This window comes from Pseudomonas fluorescens (assembly GCF_902497745.1).
GTDB lineage: Bacteria > Pseudomonadota > Gammaproteobacteria > Pseudomonadales > Pseudomonadaceae > Aquipseudomonas > Aquipseudomonas fluorescens_BM.
In genome coordinates, this window is the sequence record NZ_CABVHJ010000005.1 from 36,691 (window position 1) to 55,479 (window position 18,789).

24 protein-coding genes and 1 pseudogene are annotated in these 18,789 nt (G+C 57.8%); 12 read left to right on the plus strand and 13 right to left on the minus strand.

The window, feature by feature from the left end:
• Nucleotide 1 precedes the first annotated feature (1 nt).
• Nucleotides 2-895: a ZIP family metal transporter gene (locus tag F8N44_RS09125; protein ID WP_150650085.1), complete on the plus strand. Its 894-nt coding sequence runs from the start codon at nucleotides 2-4 to the stop codon at nucleotides 893-895.
• 82 nt (nucleotides 896-977) lie between these two features.
• Here the strand turns inward: F8N44_RS09125 and F8N44_RS09130 are convergent, their stop codons facing one another.
• The 10 genes from F8N44_RS09130 to F8N44_RS09175 all read right to left on the minus strand — a co-directional run bounded on the left by F8N44_RS09130 (nucleotide 978) and on the right by F8N44_RS09175 (nucleotide 8,004).
• Complete coding sequence (locus F8N44_RS09130; protein WP_008085079.1) at nucleotides 978-1,253, minus strand: HPr family phosphocarrier protein; 276 nt, start codon at nucleotides 1,251-1,253, stop codon at nucleotides 978-980.
• Between the two features lie 15 nt (nucleotides 1,254-1,268).
• Nucleotides 1,269-2,126, minus strand: a complete 858-nt coding sequence (gene rapZ, locus F8N44_RS09135) for an RNase adapter RapZ (protein ID WP_122597937.1) — start codon at nucleotides 2,124-2,126, stop codon at nucleotides 1,269-1,271.
• A gap of 2 nt (nucleotides 2,127-2,128) precedes the next feature.
• Nucleotides 2,129-2,593, minus strand: coding sequence for a PTS IIA-like nitrogen regulatory protein PtsN (ptsN, locus tag F8N44_RS09140; protein WP_077571129.1), 465 nt, complete (start codon nucleotides 2,591-2,593; stop codon nucleotides 2,129-2,131).
• Between the two features lie 11 nt (nucleotides 2,594-2,604).
• On the minus strand, nucleotides 2,605-2,913 hold the full coding sequence (gene hpf / locus F8N44_RS09145) for a ribosome hibernation-promoting factor, HPF/YfiA family (protein ID WP_047299778.1): 309 nt from the start codon (nucleotides 2,911-2,913) through the stop codon (nucleotides 2,605-2,607).
• Between the two features lie 73 nt (nucleotides 2,914-2,986).
• A complete protein-coding gene (locus F8N44_RS09150; protein WP_150650086.1) occupies nucleotides 2,987-4,480 on the minus strand; it encodes an RNA polymerase factor sigma-54 in 1,494 nt (497 codons plus the stop codon).
• 187 nt (nucleotides 4,481-4,667) lie between these two features.
• The gene (gene lptB, locus F8N44_RS09155; RefSeq protein WP_008085069.1) at nucleotides 4,668-5,393 is read right to left on the minus strand and encodes an LPS export ABC transporter ATP-binding protein; all 726 of its coding nucleotides are present in this window, start codon (nucleotides 5,391-5,393) and stop codon (nucleotides 4,668-4,670) included.
• Nucleotides 5,393-5,938 carry a lipopolysaccharide transport periplasmic protein LptA gene (gene lptA, locus F8N44_RS09160; protein WP_150650087.1) on the minus strand — a complete coding sequence of 182 codons (546 nt, stop codon included), beginning with the start codon at nucleotides 5,936-5,938 and terminating at the stop codon, nucleotides 5,393-5,395. Before lptA ends, lptB begins: the two co-directional genes overlap by 1 nt.
• Nucleotides 5,925-6,497 carry an LPS export ABC transporter periplasmic protein LptC gene (lptC, locus tag F8N44_RS09165; RefSeq protein WP_127925838.1) on the minus strand — a complete coding sequence of 191 codons (573 nt, stop codon included), beginning with the start codon at nucleotides 6,495-6,497 and terminating at the stop codon, nucleotides 5,925-5,927. The genes lptA and lptC overlap by 14 nt, the downstream gene beginning before the upstream one ends.
• 8 nt (nucleotides 6,498-6,505) lie before the next feature.
• A complete protein-coding gene (locus tag F8N44_RS09170) occupies nucleotides 6,506-7,030 on the minus strand; it encodes a KdsC family phosphatase (RefSeq protein WP_007912407.1) in 525 nt (174 codons plus the stop codon).
• Nucleotides 7,030-8,004 carry a KpsF/GutQ family sugar-phosphate isomerase gene (locus F8N44_RS09175; RefSeq protein WP_127925839.1) on the minus strand — a complete coding sequence of 325 codons (975 nt, stop codon included), beginning with the start codon at nucleotides 8,002-8,004 and terminating at the stop codon, nucleotides 7,030-7,032. The genes F8N44_RS09170 and F8N44_RS09175 overlap by 1 nt, the downstream gene beginning before the upstream one ends.
• A gap of 275 nt (nucleotides 8,005-8,279) precedes the next feature.
• On the opposite strand from F8N44_RS09175, the gene F8N44_RS09180 reads away from it, so the two are divergent.
• The 10 genes from F8N44_RS09180 to hisC all read left to right on the plus strand — a co-directional run bounded on the left by F8N44_RS09180 (nucleotide 8,280) and on the right by hisC (nucleotide 16,226).
• The gene (locus F8N44_RS09180; RefSeq protein ID WP_007912403.1) at nucleotides 8,280-9,089 is read left to right on the plus strand and encodes an ATP-binding cassette domain-containing protein; all 810 of its coding nucleotides are present in this window, start codon (nucleotides 8,280-8,282) and stop codon (nucleotides 9,087-9,089) included.
• Nucleotides 9,089-9,886 (plus strand): lipid asymmetry maintenance ABC transporter permease subunit MlaE, encoded by a 798-nt coding sequence (gene mlaE, locus F8N44_RS09185; protein WP_003221704.1) that lies wholly within the window; start codon nucleotides 9,089-9,091, stop codon nucleotides 9,884-9,886. The genes F8N44_RS09180 and mlaE overlap by 1 nt, the downstream gene beginning before the upstream one ends.
• On the plus strand, nucleotides 9,886-10,353 hold the full coding sequence (gene mlaD, locus F8N44_RS09190) for an outer membrane lipid asymmetry maintenance protein MlaD (RefSeq protein WP_007912400.1): 468 nt from the start codon (nucleotides 9,886-9,888) through the stop codon (nucleotides 10,351-10,353). Before mlaE ends, mlaD begins: the two co-directional genes overlap by 1 nt.
• Before the next feature lie 11 nt (nucleotides 10,354-10,364).
• Complete coding sequence (locus F8N44_RS09195) at nucleotides 10,365-11,012, plus strand: phospholipid-binding protein MlaC (RefSeq protein ID WP_150650088.1); 648 nt, start codon at nucleotides 10,365-10,367, stop codon at nucleotides 11,010-11,012.
• Nucleotides 11,009-11,314, plus strand: coding sequence for a lipid asymmetry maintenance protein MlaB (locus F8N44_RS09200; protein WP_034154488.1), 306 nt, complete (start codon nucleotides 11,009-11,011; stop codon nucleotides 11,312-11,314). The genes F8N44_RS09195 and F8N44_RS09200 overlap by 4 nt, the downstream gene beginning before the upstream one ends.
• Nucleotides 11,315-11,429: 115 nt before the next feature.
• Nucleotides 11,430-11,669 carry a BolA family protein gene (locus tag F8N44_RS09205; RefSeq protein WP_042608750.1) on the plus strand — a complete coding sequence of 80 codons (240 nt, stop codon included), beginning with the start codon at nucleotides 11,430-11,432 and terminating at the stop codon, nucleotides 11,667-11,669.
• A 22-nt stretch (nucleotides 11,670-11,691) separates the two neighbouring features.
• Nucleotides 11,692-12,957, plus strand: coding sequence for a UDP-N-acetylglucosamine 1-carboxyvinyltransferase (gene murA, locus F8N44_RS09210; RefSeq protein WP_007912385.1), 1,266 nt, complete (start codon nucleotides 11,692-11,694; stop codon nucleotides 12,955-12,957).
• 127 nt (nucleotides 12,958-13,084) lie between these two features.
• Nucleotides 13,085-13,720 carry an ATP phosphoribosyltransferase gene (gene hisG, locus F8N44_RS09215; RefSeq protein WP_007912384.1) on the plus strand — a complete coding sequence of 212 codons (636 nt, stop codon included), beginning with the start codon at nucleotides 13,085-13,087 and terminating at the stop codon, nucleotides 13,718-13,720.
• 125 nt (nucleotides 13,721-13,845) lie between these two features.
• Nucleotides 13,846-15,171 (plus strand): histidinol dehydrogenase, encoded by a 1,326-nt coding sequence (hisD, locus tag F8N44_RS09220; protein WP_150650089.1) that lies wholly within the window; start codon nucleotides 13,846-13,848, stop codon nucleotides 15,169-15,171.
• A gap of 2 nt (nucleotides 15,172-15,173) precedes the next feature.
• Entirely contained in the window at nucleotides 15,174-16,226 is a 1,053-nt protein-coding gene (gene hisC, locus F8N44_RS09225) for a histidinol-phosphate transaminase (protein WP_150650090.1), read from the plus strand.
• An 85-nt stretch (nucleotides 16,227-16,311) separates the two neighbouring features.
• On the opposite strand, the gene F8N44_RS09230 is transcribed toward hisC, so the two are convergent.
• A complete protein-coding gene (locus tag F8N44_RS09230) occupies nucleotides 16,312-16,749 on the minus strand; it encodes a hypothetical protein (protein ID WP_150650091.1) in 438 nt (145 codons plus the stop codon).
• Nucleotides 16,750-16,934: 185 nt separating this feature from the next.
• On the opposite strand from F8N44_RS09230, the pseudogene F8N44_RS32175 reads away from it, so the two are divergent.
• A pseudogene (locus F8N44_RS32175) lies at nucleotides 16,935-17,033 on the plus strand (hypothetical protein); the annotation flags it as partial.
• A gap of 85 nt (nucleotides 17,034-17,118) precedes the next feature.
• On the opposite strand, the gene F8N44_RS09235 reads toward F8N44_RS32175, so the two are convergent.
• Together F8N44_RS09235 and F8N44_RS09245 are read right to left on the minus strand one after the other, a co-directional pair.
• Nucleotides 17,119-17,556, minus strand: a complete 438-nt coding sequence (locus F8N44_RS09235) for a hypothetical protein (RefSeq protein WP_150650091.1) — start codon at nucleotides 17,554-17,556, stop codon at nucleotides 17,119-17,121.
• Between the two features lie 507 nt (nucleotides 17,557-18,063).
• Nucleotides 18,064-18,783 carry a DUF4198 domain-containing protein gene (locus F8N44_RS09245; RefSeq protein ID WP_150650093.1) on the minus strand — a complete coding sequence of 240 codons (720 nt, stop codon included), beginning with the start codon at nucleotides 18,781-18,783 and terminating at the stop codon, nucleotides 18,064-18,066.
• Nucleotides 18,784-18,789: the final 6 nt, after the last annotated feature.

Sequence of the window (18,789 nt, forward strand, 5' to 3'; positions counted from 1 at the left end):
TATGGGCACTGAAACACTGGCGATCGGAAGTGGGCGTATGTTTCGTTACGCAGTGGGATCGCTGTTGCTGTTGGCGGGCATGACCTTGCTGGTTGCCCACGGGCTGGAATGGCTGAATCTCGAACCGAGGCTATCGCGGGCGTTGCAGGGCGGTGCGATCTGCGCCCTTGGCACGGCGCTTGGCGCTGTGCCGGTGCTGGTGATTCGGCGTATGCCGCAGGCGCTCAGCGATACTTTGCTGGGGTTTGGCGCCGGCGTGATGTTGGCGGCGACGGCGTTTTCGTTGATCGTGCCGGGTATCGCCGCCGCCGAAAGCCTGGGTCTGACTCCGTGGGGCGCCAGCGGCCTGATCTGCTTCGGCATCATGCTCGGCGCTTTCGGGCTGTATCTGGTCGATCGCAAAGTTTCCGGCGCTTCACCGGAAATGCTCGTCGGCACGGTCGAGCATCCGGTCATTCCGCCGCGGATCTGGTTGTTCGTGTTTGCCATCATTGCCCATAACATCCCTGAAGGCATGGCCGTCGGCGTGTCTGCCGGTGGCGGCATGCCGGATGCAGACAGTCTGGCCATGGGCATCGCTTTGCAGGATGTGCCGGAGGGCCTGGTGATTGCGCTGGTATTGGCCGGGGCGGGGATGTCGCGGGTCAAGGCGTTTCTGATCGGCGCGGCGTCAGGTCTGGTCGAGCCGGTGTTTGCGCTGCTGTGTGCGTGGCTGGTCGGTCTGGCGCAGGTATTGTTGCCGTTAGGTCTGGCACTGGCGGCGGGGGCGATGTTGCTGGTGGTGACCCACGAGGTCATCCCGGAATCACGACGCCATGGTCATGACAAACTGGCCAGTCTTGGCTTGTTGATCGGGTTTTGTCTGATGATGGTGATGGATACGGCGTTGGGTTGAGCGGATCAAAAGATCGCAGCCTGTGGCAGCTCCTACACTGGGGATTTGTGCGACATGGGCTGCGATTTTTTGACTTTGGCTGTCAGCCACCTTCATCGAAGTAGTTGTTGATCAGCGCCACCAGCGCATCCAGCGCTTCCTGTTCCTGATGCCCTTCAGTACTCAGATAGATCTTGGTGCCTTTGCCAGCCGCCAGCATCATCATTGCCATAATGCTTTTGCCGTCAACCGTGGTCTCTGGCGTGCGGCCCACTCTGATCGTGCAATCCGGATACTGCCCGGCCACCCCGACAAACTTGGCCGATGCGCGGGCATGCAGGCCCAGCTTGTTGATGATTTCGATTTCCAGAGCAGGCATCGCGGTGTGAATCCTTTAAGTGAGGTCGCGGTGGCGAACCTGGACGTTCTTCAGGGTTTTCTGCAGGGCCTGACCCAGACGTTCGGTCAGGTAGACGGAGCGGTGATGTCCGCCGGTGCAGCCAATGGCAATGGTGACGTAGGCGCGGTTGCTTGCAGCGAAGCGCGGCAGCCACTTGTGCAGGTAGGCGAAAATGTCCTGGAACATTTCTTCGACCTCCGGCTGCGCCGCGAGATACTCGGCCACCGGCGCATCGAGACCCGATTGCGCGCGCAGTTCCGGCTTCCAGTACGGATTGGGCAGGCAGCGCACATCGAACACCAGATCCGCGTCGACCGGCATGCCGCGCTTGAAACCAAATGACTCGACCAGAAACGCCGTGCCCGGCTCCGGCTGATTCAGCAAGCGCAGCTTGATGCTGTCGCGCAACTGGTACAGGTTCAGGTTGGTGGTGTTGATTTTCAGGTCGGCGAGGTCGGCGATCGGGCCGAGCAGGGCGGTTTCATCCTGAATCGCCTCGGCCAGCGAGCGGTTGGCGTTGCTCAGCGGATGGCGACGGCGAGTCTCGGAAAAACGCTTGAGCAGGGTCTCTTCGTCGGCGTCCAGATACAGGACATCGCACTGGATGTGCTTGGCCCGGACATCTTCAAGCAACTCGGGAAAGCGCGTCAGATGGCTCGGCAAGTTACGCGCATCGATCGACACGGCCACCAGCGGTTGCGCCAGCTCAGTGTGAATCAGCGCGCGTTCGGCCAGTTCCGGCAGCAAGCCTGCGGGCAGGTTGTCGATGCAGTAATAGCCGTTGTCCTCAAGGACATCCAGAGCCGTGCTTTTACCCGAGCCGGAACGGCCGCTGACGATGATCAAACGCATGATTAATGCCCGTTCTGCTCGCTCAGGACGACCTGATACAAGGCTTCGCTACTCGGTGCGCTACGCAGCTTTTCGCGCACTTCCTTACGATCCAGCATGCTGGCGATCTGACGTAGCAACTCCAGATGCGCATCGGTGGCGGCTTCCGGGACCAGCAAAACAAACAGCAGGTCAACCGGAGCGCCGTCAATGGCGTCGAAATCGATCGGTGCGTCAAGGTGCATCAGCGCGCTGATCGGCGCTTGGCAACCCTTGAGGCGGCAATGGGGGATGGCGATGCCGTTACCAAAACCGGTGGAACCGAGTTTTTCACGGGCAATCAACGCCTCGAAGACATCCTGCATGGCCAGATCCGGCACTTCGCGGGCGATCAGGTTGGCAATTTGTTCGAGGGCTTTCTTTTTACTGCCACCCGGCACGTTCACGAGGGAACGGCCGGGGGTCAGGATACTTTCAAGTCGGATCATGGGGTGGGGGGTTATCGACCGGTAGCGCCCTGGAGCAGGCTCTGGGTCTTTTCCTTATGCTTTTTGAGTTGTTTATCCAGCTTGTCGGTCAAGGCGTCGATCGCCGCGTACATATCGGTATGTTCCGCGTTGGCGACCACTTCGCTGCCGGGTATATGCAAGGTGGCTTCGATTTTCTGCTTCAGCTTTTCGACGCACATCGTGACTTGCACGTTGGTGATCTTGTCGAAATGGCGCTCCAATCGTTGAAGTTTCTCATTGATGTAGTCGCGCAGAGGTTCGGTCACTTCCAGTTGGTGTCCACTGATGTTGACTTGCATACAGCTTCTCCTTCGTTGCCAGTGCATAAAGCGGCAGGCTGGATAGCCTGCCACTGGAACGCTGTAACGTGGCTTACATCAACCGCTTGCGTTCGCTCGAAGGCGCGATCCCTAAGGATTCGCGGTACTTGGCGACGGTGCGGCGAGCCACCTGAATGCCTTGTGCCTCCAGTAAACCAGCGATCTTGCTGTCACTCAACGGCTTTTTCTGATTTTCCGCGGCAACCAGTTTTTTGATGATCGCGCGGATCGCCGTGGACGAGCATTCGCCGCCTTCGGAGGTGCTGACGTGGCTGGAGAAAAAGTATTTCAGTTCATAAATACCACGCGGGGTATGCATGAATTTCTGGGTGGTCACCCGCGAAATCGTCGATTCGTGCATGCCGACCGCTTCGGCGATGTCATGCAGGACCAGCGGCTTCATGGCTTCGTCGCCGTACTCCAGAAAACCGCGCTGATGCTCGACGATCTGGGTGGCAACTTTCATCAGCGTTTCGTTGCGGCTTTGCAGGCTCTTGATGAACCAGCGGGCTTCCTGCAACTGGTTGCGCATGAAGGTGTTGTCGGCGCTGGTGTCGGCGCGACGGACGAAACCGGCGTACTGCGCGTTGACGCGCAGGCGTGGCACCGATTCCTGGTTCAACTCGACCAGCCAGCGCTCATTGTCCTTGCGCACGATGACGTCAGGCACAACGTATTCGGCTTCGGTGGATTCGATCTGCGAACCTGGACGCGGATTAAGGCTCTGCACCAGCTCGATGACCTGGCGCAGTTCGTCTTCCTTGAGCTTCATGCGCCGCATCAACTGGCTGTAGTCGCGGCTGCCGAGCAGGTCGATGTAATCAGTGACCAGGCGTTTCGCTTCAGCCAGCCAAGGCGTCTTGACTGGCAGCTGGCGCAATTGCAGCAGCAGGCACTCGCCGAGGTTGCGCGCGCCGATACCGGCCGGTTCAAACTGCTGGATGCGATGCAGAACGGCTTCGATTTCGTCCAGCTCGATGTCCAGTTCCGGATCGAACGCCTCAAGGATCTCTTCGAGGGTTTCGTCCAGGTAGCCCTGATTGTTGATGCAATCGATCAGGGTCACGGCGATCAGGCGATCGGTGTCGGACATCGGTGCGAGGTTCAGTTGCCACAGCAGGTGGCTTTGCAGACTCTCGCCGGCGGAGGTGCGAGTGGTGAAGTCCCATTCGTCATCGTCGCTGCTGGGCAGGCTGCTGGCGCTGGTCTGGTAGACGTCTTCCCAGGCGGTATCGACCGGAAGCTCGTTGGGGATGCGTTCGTTCCATTCGCCGTCCTCGAGGTTGTCGACCGTCGGGGCGGTTTCCTGATAGGAGGGTTCCTGGATTTCGGTATTGGGCTTTTGTTCGGCGTTGTCGGCCATGGGGTCGGAATTATCGAAGTCTTCGCCTTCTTCCTGGCGTTCGAGCATCGGATTGGATTCCAGCGCCTCCTGGATTTCCTGTTGCAGATCCAGGGTCGACAATTGGAGCAGGCGGATGGCCTGTTGCAGCTGCGGTGTCATCGTCAGCTGCTGGCCCATTCTCAAGACTAGCGATGGTTTCATGGCAGGGGCTTAACACCTTATTCGCCGGCGCTATGCGCCATCCACTACAGGGCGCCGAGGCGCCAAACTTAAGCAAATTATATGCCTGAAACTGAAGTGTTTGCCTAGAGCGCTGTAACAATTAAAGCGTATTAAATCCTGCTTGAATCGATACAGCGCCCCGGCGGCGCACCGGGCACTGTCGCGCTTACAGGCGGAACTCGTGACCCAGATACACTTCCTTGACCAGATCGTTGGCCAGGATGGTTTCTGCGTCGCCTTCAGCGATCAGTTGACCATCGTTGACGATGTAAGCGGTTTCGCAGATGTCCAGCGTCTCACGGACGTTGTGGTCGGTGATCAACACACCGATACCCTTGGCTTTGAGGTGATGGATGATCTGCTTGATGTCGCCGACCGAAATCGGGTCGACACCGGCGAACGGTTCGTCGAGCAGGATGAATTTCGGTGCAGTCGCCAGTGCGCGAGCGATTTCCACCCGGCGGCGTTCACCACCGGAAAGGCTCATGCCGAGGTTGTCGCGGATGTGGCTGATGTGGAATTCCTGCAGCAGGCTTTCCAGCTCCTTGCGACGGCCGGCCTTGTCGAGTTCCTGACGGGTCTCGAGGATGGCCATGATGTTATCGGCCACCGACAGTTTGCGGAAGATCGACGCTTCTTGCGGCAGATAGCCGATACCGGCCTTGGCGCGACCGTGCATTGGCTGATGGCTGACGTCCAGATCGTCGATCAGTACGCGGCCCTGATCGGCCTGTACCAGGCCGACGATCATGTAGAAACACGTGGTCTTGCCGGCACCGTTCGGGCCGAGCAGGCCGACGATCTGGCCGCTGTCGATCGACAGGCTGACGTCACGCACGACCTGGCGGCTTTTATAGGCCTTGGCCAGGTGCTGAGCTTTCAGAGTTGCCATTACTGGGGTTTCTCGTCGGTTTTCTTCTTCGGCTGGATCACCATGTCGATGCGCGGACGCGCCTCGGTGACTTTGCTGCCGGTAGCGCGACCGGCGCTGGCCAGTTTCTTCACGGTGTCATAGACGATTTTTTCGCCCTGAGTGACGTTGCCGTCTTTGTCGACGACCTTGGCCTTATCGATCAGTACGACGCGGTTTTGCTGGGCGTGGTATTGAATCGTCACGCCGTAGCCTTGAACCGGTTTGGTGTCGCCCTGGGTTTGCAACTGCTCGAAGTAAGCCAGGTTGCCCACGGAGGTCACTACGTCGATATCTCCATTCGGCGCGCGAGTCATGGTGACCGTGTTGCCTTTAACGATCATCGAGCCCTGGGTGATGATCACATCACCCTTATAGGTAGCGATGCCGTTCTTGTCATCCAGTTGGGCGTCGTCGGCCTGAATGCGGATAGGTTGCTGCTGATCGTTCGGCAGAGCCCAGGCGCTCACGCTTCCCAGTGCTGCGCCCAGACTGAGCAAAATAGGGAGGGTTTTAACGAGCCTCATACTGTCCTCTTACGTTCGATAGCAGGTGTATCCTGCTTTCCTTCAGGTACGCTTTCATTCCAACGCCAGTCGATACACCGCCAGCGCCGTCGATTCTAACGGGTTGCTCGGTCTGCGCATATTCCTGCTGCGGGAACACGGTCATGCGAGTGGAAGTGATCAGGATGTCACGCTTCTTTTCGTCGGTGCGCGCAACGCGTACCGAATCGATCAGCTCGACTTCGGTGCCGCCTGAGTTCACTTCACCGCGCTCACTGGTCACGTGCCACGGGAAGTCCGTTCCGCGGTACATGTTCAGATCGGGTTTGGTCACCAGCGTGACGTCGGTTGCCTTTACGTGCTCGGCTTTTTCGGACGTCATTTCATACTGCACCTTGCCATCCGGCAGGTATTGCAGGGTATGCGTGTTGGTCGCATACCAGTCGATAGGCGTTTCCACCGAGGTGACCGGTGGTTTGTCGAGAAAGCGTTCCGGGCTGATATTCCAGTAGCCGACTGCTGCGAAAATCGCAGCGATGCAGCCGAACAGCAGGAAGTTACGAAATTTTTTGCTGAACATGGTTTGGCTCACAGGTACGCGGCGTTGGCCGCATCGAGGCGGCCCTGGGCGCGCAGGATCAATTCGCAGAACTCGCGGGCGGCACCTTCGCCACCGCGAGCGCGGGTCACGCCATGGGCGTGTTCGCGGACGAAGTCGGCAGCGTTGGCCACGGCCATGCCTAAACCTACGCGGCGAATCACCGGCAGATCGGGCAGGTCGTCACCGAGATAGGCGACCTCTTCATAGCTTAGGCCCAGTTGCTCGAGAAGACCGTCGAGAACGACCAATTTGTCTTCGCGCCCCTGAAACAGGTGGGGGATGCCGAGATTTTTCGCGCGACGCTCGACCACCGGCGTCTTGCGACCGCTGATGATAGCGGTCTGCACGCCGGCATTCATCAGCATCTTGATGCCCTGGCCGTCGAGGGTATTGAAAGTCTTGAATTCACTGCCGTCTTCGAGGAAGTACAGGCGCCCGTCGGTGAGGACGCCGTCGACGTCGAAAACCGCCAGTTTGATCGCTTTGCCGCGTTGCAGCAGATCGTTACTCATTACATGACTCCTGCGCGCAGCAGATCGGAGAGGTTGAAGGCGCCGACCGGGCGATCTTCCTCGTCTACGACTACCAATGCGTTGATTCGGTGGTCTTCCATGATTTTCAGGGCTTCGGCGGCGAGCATTTCCGGCCGGGCGGTCTTGCCGTGAGCGGTCATTACCTGATCGATAGTGGCGCTGCGAATGTCGATGCTGCGATCCAGCGTGCGGCGCAGATCGCCGTCCGTGAAGATCCCGGCGAGTTTGCCGTCAGTTTCAAGGATGACGGTCATGCCCAGACCTTTACGAGTCATTTCCATCAATGCGTCTTTGAGCAACGTGCCGCGTTGTACTTGCGGCAATTCCTGCCCGGCGTGCATGACGTTTTCCACTTTCAGCAACAGGCGACGGCCAAGGGCACCGCCCGGATGAGAAAAGGCGAAGTCTTCGGCAGTGAAACCGCGCGCTTCCAGCAACGCTACGGCCAGCGCATCACCCATGACCAGCGCTGCGGTGGTCGAGGAGGTCGGCGCCAGGTTCAGCGGGCAGGCCTCATGTTCGACGTGAACGTTGAGATTGACCTCGGCCGCCTTGGCCAGCGGCGATAGCGGGTTGCCGGTGACGCTGATCAGCTGGATACCCAGACGTTTGATCAACGGCAGCAGGGTGACGATTTCGTTGGTCGAGCCGGAGTTCGACAGGGCTAGAATCACGTCATCACGAGTGATCATGCCCATGTCGCCATGGCTGGCCTCGGCCGGGTGCACGAAAAAAGCCGGGGTGCCGGTGCTGGCCAGGGTCGCGGCAATCTTGTTGCCGATGTGCCCGGATTTGCCCATGCCGACCACAACTACACGGCCCTTGCTGGCCAGAATCATCTCGCAAGCGCGTACGAAATCGGCGTCGATATGGGGCAACAAGCCTTGTACGGCTTCCACTTCGAGTTGGATGGTGCGTTGTGCCGATTGAATCAGGTCGCTGGATTGGCTCATGTCAGAAATCGTATAGCCCGATGAAAAGGCGGCGATTATAGCGGTTATGTGGCAAAGCCTCACGCAAGTTCGTCGTGCTTTGTCATTACTCGTTACCAAAACCCGGTAAAAGAGCCTGCGCACCTGTCATATCGCCGAACACAGGCTGGTACAAGCCTTGGGCGCTTCGCCTTTGCAGTGATATAGTTCGCCGCCAGTTCGGCCTGCCCGGGATGTACGTACTTTTTAAGTAAAGACAGGCGTCCGAGTGAGAGGCTGCATCGCAAGGAGTTTAGATGAGTGCCGATAACGCCTACGCGGTCGAGCTGAAGGGAGTCTCCTTCAAGCGCGGTGCGCGCAGCATTTTCAATAACGTCGATATTCGCATCCCGCGCGGCAAGGTCACCGGCATCATGGGGCCTTCCGGGTGTGGCAAGACCACGCTGCTGCGATTGATGGGGGCACAATTGCGCCCTGCCAGCGGTGAAGTCTGGGTCAACGGCCAGAACTTGCCCGCGCTTTCGCGCAGCGATCTGTTCGATGCGCGAAAGCACATGGGTGTGCTGTTTCAAAGCGGCGCGCTGTTCACCGATCTCGATGTATTCGAGAACGTGGCTTTCCCCCTGCGTGTTCATACCGATTTGCCGGAAGAAATGATCCGCGACATCGTCCTGCTGAAACTGCAGGCGGTCGGTCTGCGCGGTGCCATCGAGCTGATGCCGGACGAGTTGTCCGGTGGCATGAAACGCCGCGTCGCACTGGCGCGGGCGATTGCGCTCGATCCGCAGATCCTCATGTACGACGAACCGTTCGTCGGGCAGGACCCGATCGCCATGGGCGTGCTGGTCCGTCTGATCCGTCTGCTCAACGATGCGCTGGGGATCACCAGTATCGTGGTGTCCCACGATCTGGCGGAAACCGCGAGCATCGCCGACTACATCTACGTTGTCGGTGATGGTCAGGTGCTGGGGCAGGGTACGCCGGACGAGTTGATGAACTCGGACGAGCCGCGTATCCGTCAGTTCATGACTGGCGATCCCGATGGCCCGGTGCCGTACCATTTTCCAGCGACGGATTACCGCGCAGATCTTCTGGGGAAGCGCTGATGCGCAGAATTTCATTAATAGAACGCGTGCGCCGGTTCGGCGAGGCGGCGATCGACGCCGTCGCGGTGTTCGGTCGTGCGACGCTGTTCCTGTTTCATGCCTTGCTGGGGCGTGGTGGTATCAGCGGCGGTTTTGGTCTGTTGGTCAAGCAACTGCATTCGGTCGGCGTGATGTCGCTGGTGATCATCGTCGTTTCGGGGATTTTCATCGGCATGGTGCTGGCGCTGCAGGGCTTCAGCATCCTGTCGAGCTACGGTTCGGAGCAGGCAGTGGGGCAGATGGTTGCGCTGACCCTGTTGCGTGAGCTGGGTCCGGTGGTGACTGCGCTGTTGTTCGCCGGTCGTGCCGGTTCGGCACTGACTGCCGAGATCGGCAACATGAAATCCACCGAACAGCTTTCCAGTCTGGAAATGATCGGCGTCGATCCGCTCAAGTACATCATTGCCCCGCGCCTGTGGGCCGGTTTCATTTCCCTGCCGGTGCTGGCAATGATTTTCAGCGTGGTCGGGATTTGGGGCGGTTCGTGGGTGGCTGTCGACTGGCTGGGCGTGTATGAGGGCTCTTATTGGGCGAACATGCAGAACAGCGTGAATTTCACCAGTGACGTGCTCAATGGCGTAATCAAAAGTATCGTTTTCGCCTTTGTCGTGACCTGGATCGCCGTATTCCAAGGCTATGACTGTGAGCCCACTTCCGAGGGCATCAGTCGCGCCACCACCAAGACTGTAGTGTTTGCCTCGCTGGCAGTGCTCGGCCTGGACTTTATTCTGACCGCTTTGATGTTTGGAGATTTCTGATGCAAAACCGCACCCTGGAAATCGGTGTCGGCCTGTTCCTGCTGGCAGGGATCCTGGCTTTGTTGCTGCTTGCTTTGCGGGTCAGTGGTCTGTCTCCGACGTCGACCACCGATACCTATAAACTTTATGCGTATTTCGACAATATCGCCGGTTTGACGGTCAGAGCCAAAGTGACCATGGCCGGTGTGACCATCGGCAAGGTCACGGCAATCGATCTGGATCGCGACAGCTTCACCGGTCGGGTAACCCTGCAAGTGGATAAAAAGGTCGACAACCTGCCGACCGACTCCACAGCGTCTATCCTGACCGCTGGCCTGCTGGGCGAGAAGTACATTGGTATCAGCGTAGGCGGTGAAGACAAGCCGCTGAAGGATGGTGGAACCATTCACGACACGCAGTCGTCACTGGTACTGGAAGACCTTATCGGTAAATTCCTGCTCAATACCGTTAGCAAAGACGCCAAATGAGGAGCTTTTGAATGATCTCTATCTTGCGACGTAGCCTGTTGGTGTTACTGGCGGCCCTGCCGTTGATGGGTAACGCCGTGGCTGCTGCAACTTCGGCACATGATCTGGTGCAGGACACAACCAACCGGTTGCTGGCCGATCTGGCTGCCAACAAAGAGAAATACAAGCAGGATCCGACTGATTTCTACGCGGCGCTCAATAGCATCGTCGGGCCTGTGGTGGACGCCGAAGGCATTTCCAAGAGCATCATGACGGTCAAGTACTCGCGCAAGGCTACGCCTGCGCAGATGCAGACTTTCCAGGAAAACTTCAAGAAAGGCCTGTTCCAGTTCTACGGCAACGCCTTGCTCGAGTACAACAATCAAGGCATTACCGTTGATCCTGCCAAGGACGAATCGGGCGACCGCACCAGCGTCAACATGACCGTCAAGGGCAGCAGCGGCGCAATCTATCCTGTGCAGTACACGCTGGAGAAGATCAACGGCGAGTGGAAATTGCGCAACGTGATCATCAACGGCATCAACATTGGCAAACTGTTCCGTGATCAGTTCGCCGATGCGATGCAGCGCAATGGCAACGACCTGGACAAGACCATCAATGGTTGGGCCGGGGAAGTGGCCAAGGCCAAAGAAGCCACTGAAAAGAACCCCGCGCAATGAATGAGGCCGCAGTTCGTATGAGTGATGTCGACGAGCTTCTGCTTAGCGGAGTGCTGGACTATCGCACCGGCGCTGACCTGCGCAAGCAAGGTCAGGCGTTGATCAAGTCCAGCAAGGCCTCTTCGCTGGTGATCGATTGCTCGGCGGTGAAGAAGTCCAGCAGCGTCGGTTTGTCGTTGCTGCTGTGCTTCATGCGCGATGCGAATGCGGCCGGAAAGGCTGTCAGCATTCGTGCGATGCCCGAAGACATGCGCGAAATTGCTCAGGTCAGTGAACTGACCGAACTGTTGGCGCACCCCTGAACCCGCATCAATAAAGAAGCCCCCCGTCAGAGTCCTGCCATGCGGGGTTCGCAGGCGCGGGGCTTTTTTGTATGATGTCCGACCCGTGCGCACAGGGCGCCGATTGAGGTTGAGCATGCAGGCCGTAGAAGTGAAGAGCTTCCTTGAAGGAAAGCTGCCCGGAACGTTGGTAGAAGTTGAGGGCGAAGGCTGCAATTTCCAGCTGAACGTGATTAGCGATGAACTGGCGGCGTTGAGCCCGGTGAAGCGTCAGCAGCAGGTCTATGCCCATTTGAACCCATGGATCGTCGATGGCAGCATCCACGCGGTCACTATGAAATTTTTCAGCAGCGCGGCCTGGGCCGAGCGCACCTGAGCCCTAGGGCGTCGAGATTCTTATGGATAAATTGATTATTACCGGTGGCGCTCGTCTTGATGGCGAGATCCGCATTTCCGGGGCAAAGAACTCTGCCCTGCCGATCCTGGCCGCCACCCTGCTGTGCGATGGCCCGGTGACCGTTGGCAACCTGCCGCACCTGCACGACATCACCACCATGATCGAGCTGTTCGGTCGCATGGGCATTGAGCCGGTGATCGACGAGAAGCTCAGCGTCGAAATCGACCCGCGCACCATCAAGACCCTGATTGCGCCGTACGAACTGGTGAAAACCATGCGTGCGTCGATCCTGGTACTGGGCCCGATGGTTGCCCGTTTCGGTGAAGCCGAAGTTGCACTGCCTGGCGGTTGCGCCATCGGTTCGCGTCCGGTCGACCTGCACATCCGTGGTCTCGAAGCCATGGGCGCGGTCATCGACGTCGAAGGCGGCTACATCAAGGCCAAGGCGCCTGAGGGCGGCCTTCGCGGTGCGCACTTCTTCTTCGATACCGTCAGTGTGACCGGTACCGAGAACATCATGATGGCCGCTGCTCTGGCCAAAGGCCGCAGCGTGTTGCAGAACGCCGCCCGCGAGCCTGAAGTGGTTGACCTGGCGAACTTCCTCAACGCCATGGGCGCCAAGGTTTCCGGTGCTGGCACCGACACCATCACCATCGATGGCGTCGAGCGTCTGGGTTCGGCTTTCTATAAGGTCATGCCTGACCGTATCGAAACCGGCACCTACCTGGTTGCCGCTGCCGTGACCGGCGGCCGCGTCAAGGTCAAGGACACTGATCCGACCATCCTTGAAGCCGTTCTGGAAAAACTCCGTGAAGCCGGCGCAGAAATCACCTGCGGTGAAGACTGGATCGAGCTGAACATGCACGGCAAGCGTCCGAAAGCAGTCAACGTGCGCACGGCGCCGTACCCTGCATTCCCGACCGACATGCAAGCGCAGTTCATCTCGCTCAACGCCATTGCCGAAGGCACCGGTGCGGTGATCGAGACGATCTTCGAAAACCGTTTCATGCACGTGTACGAACTGCACCGCATGGGCGCCAAGATCCAGGTCGAAGGCAACACTGCCATCGTCACCGGTACCGAAGTCCTCAAAGGCGCGCCAGTCATGGCCACCGACCTGCGGGCTTCGGCCAGCCTGGTGATCTCGGCACTGGTTGCCGAGGGCGATACGCTGATCGACCGCATCTACCACATCGACCGTGGTTACGAGTGCATCGAAGAAAAACTGCAGATGCTGGGCGCCAAGATCCGTCGCGTTCCGGGCTGATTGCTGCATTGGGACACAGGGACGTGTCCACTGAATTCGTTTTGAGTCGAGCCGGTTTCCGGCTCGATGTGTGTCCGGCGCCGATTGCGACCGGACATGAGTACCTTGATAAGGACTGACGTTTCCCATGTTGACCATCGCACTGTCCAAGGGCCGCATCCTTGACGACACCCTGCCGCTTCTCGCCGAAGCGGGCATCGTGCCGACCGAGAATCCGGACAAGAGCCGCAAGCTGATCATTCCCACGACGCAAGACGACGTTCGTCTGCTGATCGTGCGTGCTACCGATGTGCCGACTTACGTCGAGCATGGCGCGGCTGACCTCGGCGTTGCCGGTAAAGACGTGCTGATGGAATACACCGGTCAGGGCCTGTACGAGCCACTGGATCTGCAGATCGCCCAGTGCAAGCTGATGACCGCCGGCAAGATCGGCGCGCCTGAGCCCAAGGGCCGTCTGCGCGTAGCGACCAAATTCGTCAACGTCGCCAAGCGCTACTACGCCGAGCAGGGCCGTCAGGTCGACATCATCAAGCTGTACGGCTCGATGGAGCTGGCACCGCTGATCGGACTGGCCGACAAGATCATCGACGTGGTCGACACCGGCAACACCCTGCGCGCCAATGGCCTGGAACCTCAGGAACTGATCGCCACGATCAGCTCGCGCCTGGTGGTCAACAAGGCTTCGATGAAAATGCAACACGCCCGAATCCAGGCGTTGATCGATACCCTGCGCAACGCAGTGGAATCGCGACACCGCGGCTGATTTACCTGCGCGGCCCCAGGTCGCGCCGTCTATCCGCCTCATAGCCAGAATTCTCAGGTGCCTAAGCGGATCGAATGATAGTTTCGGGTGCCTGAGTTTTTTGCCATTCCTATGAGGCTCTCGCTATGACCGCACCGACTGCAATTCGCCGACTCAACGCTGCTGACCCGGATTTCGCGCATCATCTGGATCATCTGCTGAGCTGGGAAAGTGTGTCTGACGACTCGGTCAATCAGCGCGTGCTGGACATCATCAAGGCCGTGCGCGAACGTGGTGACGCGGCGCTGGTCGAGTTCACCCAGAAATTCGACGGCCTCGAAGTCGCTTCGATGGCCGACCTGATCCTGCCGCGCGAGCGTCTGGAACTGGCGCTGACGCGCATCACCGTGCCACAGCGCGAAGCACTGGAAAAAGCCGCGGCCCGCGTGCGCAGCTACCACGAAAAACAGAAACAGGATTCCTGGAGCTACACCGAAGCCGACGGCACGGTGCTGGGCCAGAAGGTCACGCCGCTGGATCGCGCCGGTCTGTACGTACCGGGCGGCAAGGCGTCGTACCCGTCGTCGGTGTTGATGAATGCGATCCCGGCCAAGGTCGCGGGCGTGACCGAAGTGGTCATGGTCGTGCCAACGCCACGCGGTGAAATCAATGAACTGGTGCTGGCGGCGGCGTGCATCGCTGGCGTCGACCGGGTGTTCACCATCGGTGGCGCACAAGCTGTCGCTGCCTTGGCTTACGGCACCGAAAGCGTGCCGAAAGTCGACAAAGTCGTTGGCCCAGGCAACATCTATGTCGCCACCGCCAAGCGCCACGTCTTCGGTCAGGTCGGCATCGACATGATCGCCGGTCCTTCGGAAATCCTCGTGGTCTGCGACGGCCAGACCGATCCGGACTGGATCGCCATGGATCTGTTCTCGCAAGCCGAGCACGACGAAGATGCGCAGGCGATTCTGGTCAGCCCGGACGCCGAGTTCCTCGACAAGGTCGCGGCGAGCATCGACAAACTGCTGCCGACCATGGATCGCGCGACCATCATCGAAACGTCGATCAATGGTCGCGGTGCGCTGATTCACGTGAAGGACATGGCGCAGGCTATCGAAGTCGCCAACCGCATCGCCCCGGAACACCTGGAGTTGTCGGTCGCTGACCCGCAAGCCTGGCTACCGCAGATCCGCCACGCCGGCGCGATCTTCATGGGCCGTCATACTTCCGAAGCGCTGGGCGATTACTGCGCAGGTCCGAACCACGTATTGCCAACTTCGGGCACCGCGCGCTTTTCTTCGCCGCTGGGCGTGTATGACTTCCAGAAGCGCTCGTCGATCATCTTCTGCTCCGAGGCCGGCGCTTCCGAGCTGGGCAAGACTGCATCGGTGCTGGCCCGTGGCGAATCCCTGAGCGCTCACGCGCGCAGCGCCGAATACCGCATCAAAGACGAATCGAAGGGGAACTGAACATGAGCAAATTCTGGAGCCCGTTCGTTAAAGATCTGGTGCCGTACGTGCCGGGCGAACAACCGAAGCTGACCAGACTGGTCAAGCTCAATACCAACGAAAACCCATACGGCCCGTCGCCAAAAGCCTTGGCCGCGATGCAGGTTGAACTCAACGATAACCTGCGTCTGTACCCGGATCCGAACAGCGATCTGCTGAAAACTGCGGTCGCCAAATACTACGGCGTGCAGAGCAATCAGGTGTTCCTCGGCAACGGCTCGGACGAAGTGCTCGCGCACATCTTCCACGGTTTGTTGCAACACGATCAGCCGCTGCTGTTCCCGGACATCAGCTACAGCTTCTATCCGGTTTATTGCGGTTTGTACGGCATCCAGTTCGATGCGGTGCCGCTGGACGCTCAGTTCCAGATCAACCCGGCGGACTACGCCAAGCCGAATGGCGGGATCATTTTTCCTAACCCTAATGCGCCAACCGGTTGCCTGCTGGCACTGGAGGCGGTCGAACAGATCCTCAAGGCCAGCCCGGATTCGGTGGTCGTGGTGGACGAGGCTTATATCGACTTCGGCGGCGAAACCGCGATCAGTCTGGTGGACCGTTATCCGAACCTGCTGGTGACGCAAACCCTGTCCAAGTCGCGGTCGCTGGCTGGCCTGCGCGTGGGTCTGGCGGTCGGGCATCCTGATCTGATCGAGGCGCTGGAGCGGATCAAGAACAGCTTTAACTCTTATCCGCTGGATCGTCTGGCGATTGTCGGCGCAGCGGCGGCGTTCGAGGATCGTGAGTACTTCGACAAGACTTGCCGTCTGGTGATCGAGAGTCGTGAGTGGGTGATTGCACAGTTGCAGGCCAAGGGTTTTGAAGTGCTGCCGTCGGCGGCGAACTTCATTTTCGCCCGGCATCCGCAACATGATGCGGCAGGGCTGGCGGCGAAGTTGCGCGAGCAGGGCGTGATTGTGCGGCACTTCAAGCAGGAGCGGATTGCGCAATTCCTGCGGATTTCGATTGGCACGCCGGAGCAGAATCAGGCGTTGATTGATGGTCTGCGAGGGGTGTAATACTTCGAACGCCTTCCTTTGATTTCGGAATTCCTGCTCTTGCGAGTATTGCGCAAGAGCAGGAGTTTATTCTTTTTGGCATGATTCAATCAGGAATGCGTGGACTCAAATCGAAGTCTCCCGATATGTTTATGCCATCCTCGGTTATAAATGAATATTCACCTTTGGCAGTTTTGCCCAGAGTTTCGATGGTGATTGTCAGTTTTCCTGATCGCGCAACATTGTATTTTTCGTCCTTGTAGTATGTCCACTCTGCATGCATGCCCTCAAAATCATTGGGGTAGTTATAGACTTGCGGGCCACCTTCCACTGTTTTAAGTGGGTAAGTGAGTTGAATAAAATCTTTGGATTCATCGTTCCCGAGTTCTGACCCTCGCATTATGCCGCCATCCTGGGGAATAGGGCCCAGGTGGACGTAGTTCAGGCTAATCGGTGAGACTTGACCAAACTTGACTTTAATATAGCCCCTCGATTCAGCGACTTTATTGATTTTGTTGCTTTCGTTAGTTTTGGTGGTTGTCATGGTTCTCTCCCTGGGTTTTTGCGGGTGAGTTATAAGGTGAAGTGTTCAGTGATAATGAACAACTGTCAGAGTTGACAGTTTTTTATGTTTTTTTGTTATTGGATATATAGCGGAAGTGGTAGTTATGGCCGCTCTTGCATGTCATGCAGGCCGGTCCATTGATCCATTTTTACCAGAGAGGATGGCGTCACTTTAAACCTCTGGATGTCGCACAATTCCTGCGGATTTCGATTGGCACGCCGGAGCAGAATCAGGCGTTGATTGATGGTCTGCGAGGGGTGTAATACTTCGAACGCCTTCCTTTGATTTCGGAATTCCTGCTCTTGCGAGTATTGCGCAAGAGCAGGAGTTTATTCTTTTTGGCATGATTCAATCAGGAATGCGTGGACTCAAATCGAAGTCTCCCGATATGTTTATGCCATCCTCGGTTATAAATGAATATTCACCTTTGGCAGTTTTGCCCAGAGTTTCGATGGTGATTGTCAGTTTTCCTGATCGCGCAACATTGTATTTTTCGTCCTTGTAGTATGTCCACTCTGCATGCATGCCCTCAAAATCATTGGGGTAGTTATAGACTTGCGGGCCACCTTCCACTGTTTTAAGTGGGTAAGTGAGTTGAATAAAATCTTTGGATTCATCGTTCCCGAGTTCTGACCCTCGCATTATGCCGCCATCCTGGGGAATAGGGCCCAGGTGGACGTAGTTCAGGCTAATCGGTGAGACTTGACCAAACTTGACTTTAATATAGCCCCTCGATTCAGCGACTTTATTGATTTTGTTGCTTTCGTTAGTTTTGGTGGTTGTCATGGTTCTCTCCCTGGGTTTTTGCGGGTGAGTTATAAGGTGAAGTGTTCAGTGATAATGAACAACTGTCAGAGTTGACAGTTTTTTATGTTTTTTTGTTATTGGATATATAGCGGAAGTGGTAGTTATGGCCGCTCTTGCATGTCATGCAGGCCGGTCCATTGATCCATTTTTACCAGAGAGGATGGCGTCACTTTAAACCTCTGGATGTCGCACAATTCCTGCGGATTTCGATTGGCACGCCGGAGCAGAATCAGGCACTGATCGATGGGGCTTGGCGACCTCTAAAAGCAAGAGCCCCTCACCCTAACCCTCTCCCAAAGGGAGAGGGGACTGACCGAGGCGTACTTTAGAGATACACCGACTTGAGATATCGAGTCGAACTCTGGTTTGAAGAGCAAACAAATCTGCCCCCTTTCCCCCTCGCCCCCCTGGGGGCGGTCCGACGTTTCGGGAGGGTTGGGGTGAGGGGGTAATTTTCGGATTCAACAAATATCTCGAGTACACCACTTATTCGTGATGCGGCTCGCCAAGGAAAGTCAGTGAGGTAAACAGCCCACGACTATCCACATCAGGGCTGCCCTTCACCGGCACCTCAATCTGCGCCGCAATCACATTCAACCCTTCATTCCTCACCAGCACCTGCGCGCGACCATCCTTGTCAGTCTCGGTGCTCAACGTGTCAGGCGCGCTGCGATAGTCACCAACCAACTTCACCCCCGCCGCCGGTTTGCCATCGAGCAGTACCCGCACTGGCAAAGACTTGCCCGGTCCCACGGTCAACGGATCGACCTCAGGCAAAATCAACAACTTGATCTGATCAAGCTTGGGCAACTTCGCCCCCGGCTGATAAATCGCCAGGCTGTACTTGAACGTCTCGGTTGCCTCAATGGCGCCTGGCACTTTGCTGCGGCCTTCGTTGATCCACTTCTTGTCGGCGGTTTGCGACCACATGCCGTTATTCAATGCGACGGCCATGACCGCCGGCGACTTCAACGGTTTCAGGCGAGCATGATCCGCCAGACGCTCAACGCTGACCGGAATCATCTTGCCGCCCGCGTCATAAGCCCACGCGCCGCTGACCTTCTGCGCCTTGAACGCGTTGTCTTCAGCGCCATGGCCGTAGACCACTTCGATATTGCCGCGCCGTTGCTCGGTCCACAGGCCATGAGCCGAGACTTCGCCTGCGAACAGCGCAGCGATGAGTACAAAGGTTTTGCCGTATAGCATGGTGAC

Bases quoted from the DNA above. Each gene is read 5' to 3' on its own strand.
- F8N44_RS09125 (WP_150650085.1), top strand. From the start codon at position 2: ATGGGCACTGAAACACTGGCGATCGGAAGTGGGCGTATGTTTCGTTAC.
- F8N44_RS09130 (WP_008085079.1), bottom strand. From the start codon at position 1,253: ATGCCTGCTCTGGAAATCGAAATCATCAACAAGCTGGGCCTGCATGCC.
- rapZ (WP_122597937.1), bottom strand. From the start codon at position 2,126: ATGCGTTTGATCATCGTCAGCGGCCGTTCCGGCTCGGGTAAAAGCACG.
- ptsN (WP_077571129.1), bottom strand. From the start codon at position 2,593: ATGATCCGACTTGAAAGTATCCTGACCCCCGGCCGTTCCCTCGTGAAC.
- hpf (WP_047299778.1), bottom strand. From the start codon at position 2,913: ATGCAAGTCAACATCAGTGGACACCAACTGGAAGTGACCGAACCTCTG.
- F8N44_RS09150 (WP_150650086.1), bottom strand. From the start codon at position 4,480: ATGAAACCATCGCTAGTCTTGAGAATGGGCCAGCAGCTGACGATGACA.
- lptB (WP_008085069.1), bottom strand. From the start codon at position 5,393: ATGGCAACTCTGAAAGCTCAGCACCTGGCCAAGGCCTATAAAAGCCGC.
- lptA (WP_150650087.1), bottom strand. From the start codon at position 5,938: ATGAGGCTCGTTAAAACCCTCCCTATTTTGCTCAGTCTGGGCGCAGCA.
- lptC (WP_127925838.1), bottom strand. From the start codon at position 6,497: ATGTTCAGCAAAAAATTTCGTAACTTCCTGCTGTTCGGCTGCATCGCT.
- F8N44_RS09170 (WP_007912407.1), bottom strand. From the start codon at position 7,030: ATGAGTAACGATCTGCTGCAACGCGGCAAAGCGATCAAACTGGCGGTT.
- F8N44_RS09175 (WP_127925839.1), bottom strand. From the start codon at position 8,004: ATGAGCCAATCCAGCGACCTGATTCAATCGGCACAACGCACCATCCAA.
- F8N44_RS09180 (WP_007912403.1), top strand. From the start codon at position 8,280: ATGAGTGCCGATAACGCCTACGCGGTCGAGCTGAAGGGAGTCTCCTTC.
- mlaE (WP_003221704.1), top strand. From the start codon at position 9,089: ATGCGCAGAATTTCATTAATAGAACGCGTGCGCCGGTTCGGCGAGGCG.
- mlaD (WP_007912400.1), top strand. From the start codon at position 9,886: ATGCAAAACCGCACCCTGGAAATCGGTGTCGGCCTGTTCCTGCTGGCA.
- F8N44_RS09195 (WP_150650088.1), top strand. From the start codon at position 10,365: ATGATCTCTATCTTGCGACGTAGCCTGTTGGTGTTACTGGCGGCCCTG.
- F8N44_RS09200 (WP_034154488.1), top strand. From the start codon at position 11,009: ATGAATGAGGCCGCAGTTCGTATGAGTGATGTCGACGAGCTTCTGCTT.
- F8N44_RS09205 (WP_042608750.1), top strand. From the start codon at position 11,430: ATGCAGGCCGTAGAAGTGAAGAGCTTCCTTGAAGGAAAGCTGCCCGGA.
- murA (WP_007912385.1), top strand. From the start codon at position 11,692: ATGGATAAATTGATTATTACCGGTGGCGCTCGTCTTGATGGCGAGATC.
- hisG (WP_007912384.1), top strand. From the start codon at position 13,085: ATGTTGACCATCGCACTGTCCAAGGGCCGCATCCTTGACGACACCCTG.
- hisD (WP_150650089.1), top strand. From the start codon at position 13,846: ATGACCGCACCGACTGCAATTCGCCGACTCAACGCTGCTGACCCGGAT.
- hisC (WP_150650090.1), top strand. From the start codon at position 15,174: ATGAGCAAATTCTGGAGCCCGTTCGTTAAAGATCTGGTGCCGTACGTG.
- F8N44_RS09230 (WP_150650091.1), bottom strand. From the start codon at position 16,749: ATGACAACCACCAAAACTAACGAAAGCAACAAAATCAATAAAGTCGCT.
- F8N44_RS09235 (WP_150650091.1), bottom strand. From the start codon at position 17,556: ATGACAACCACCAAAACTAACGAAAGCAACAAAATCAATAAAGTCGCT.
- F8N44_RS09245 (WP_150650093.1), bottom strand. From the start codon at position 18,783: ATGCTATACGGCAAAACCTTTGTACTCATCGCTGCGCTGTTCGCAGGC.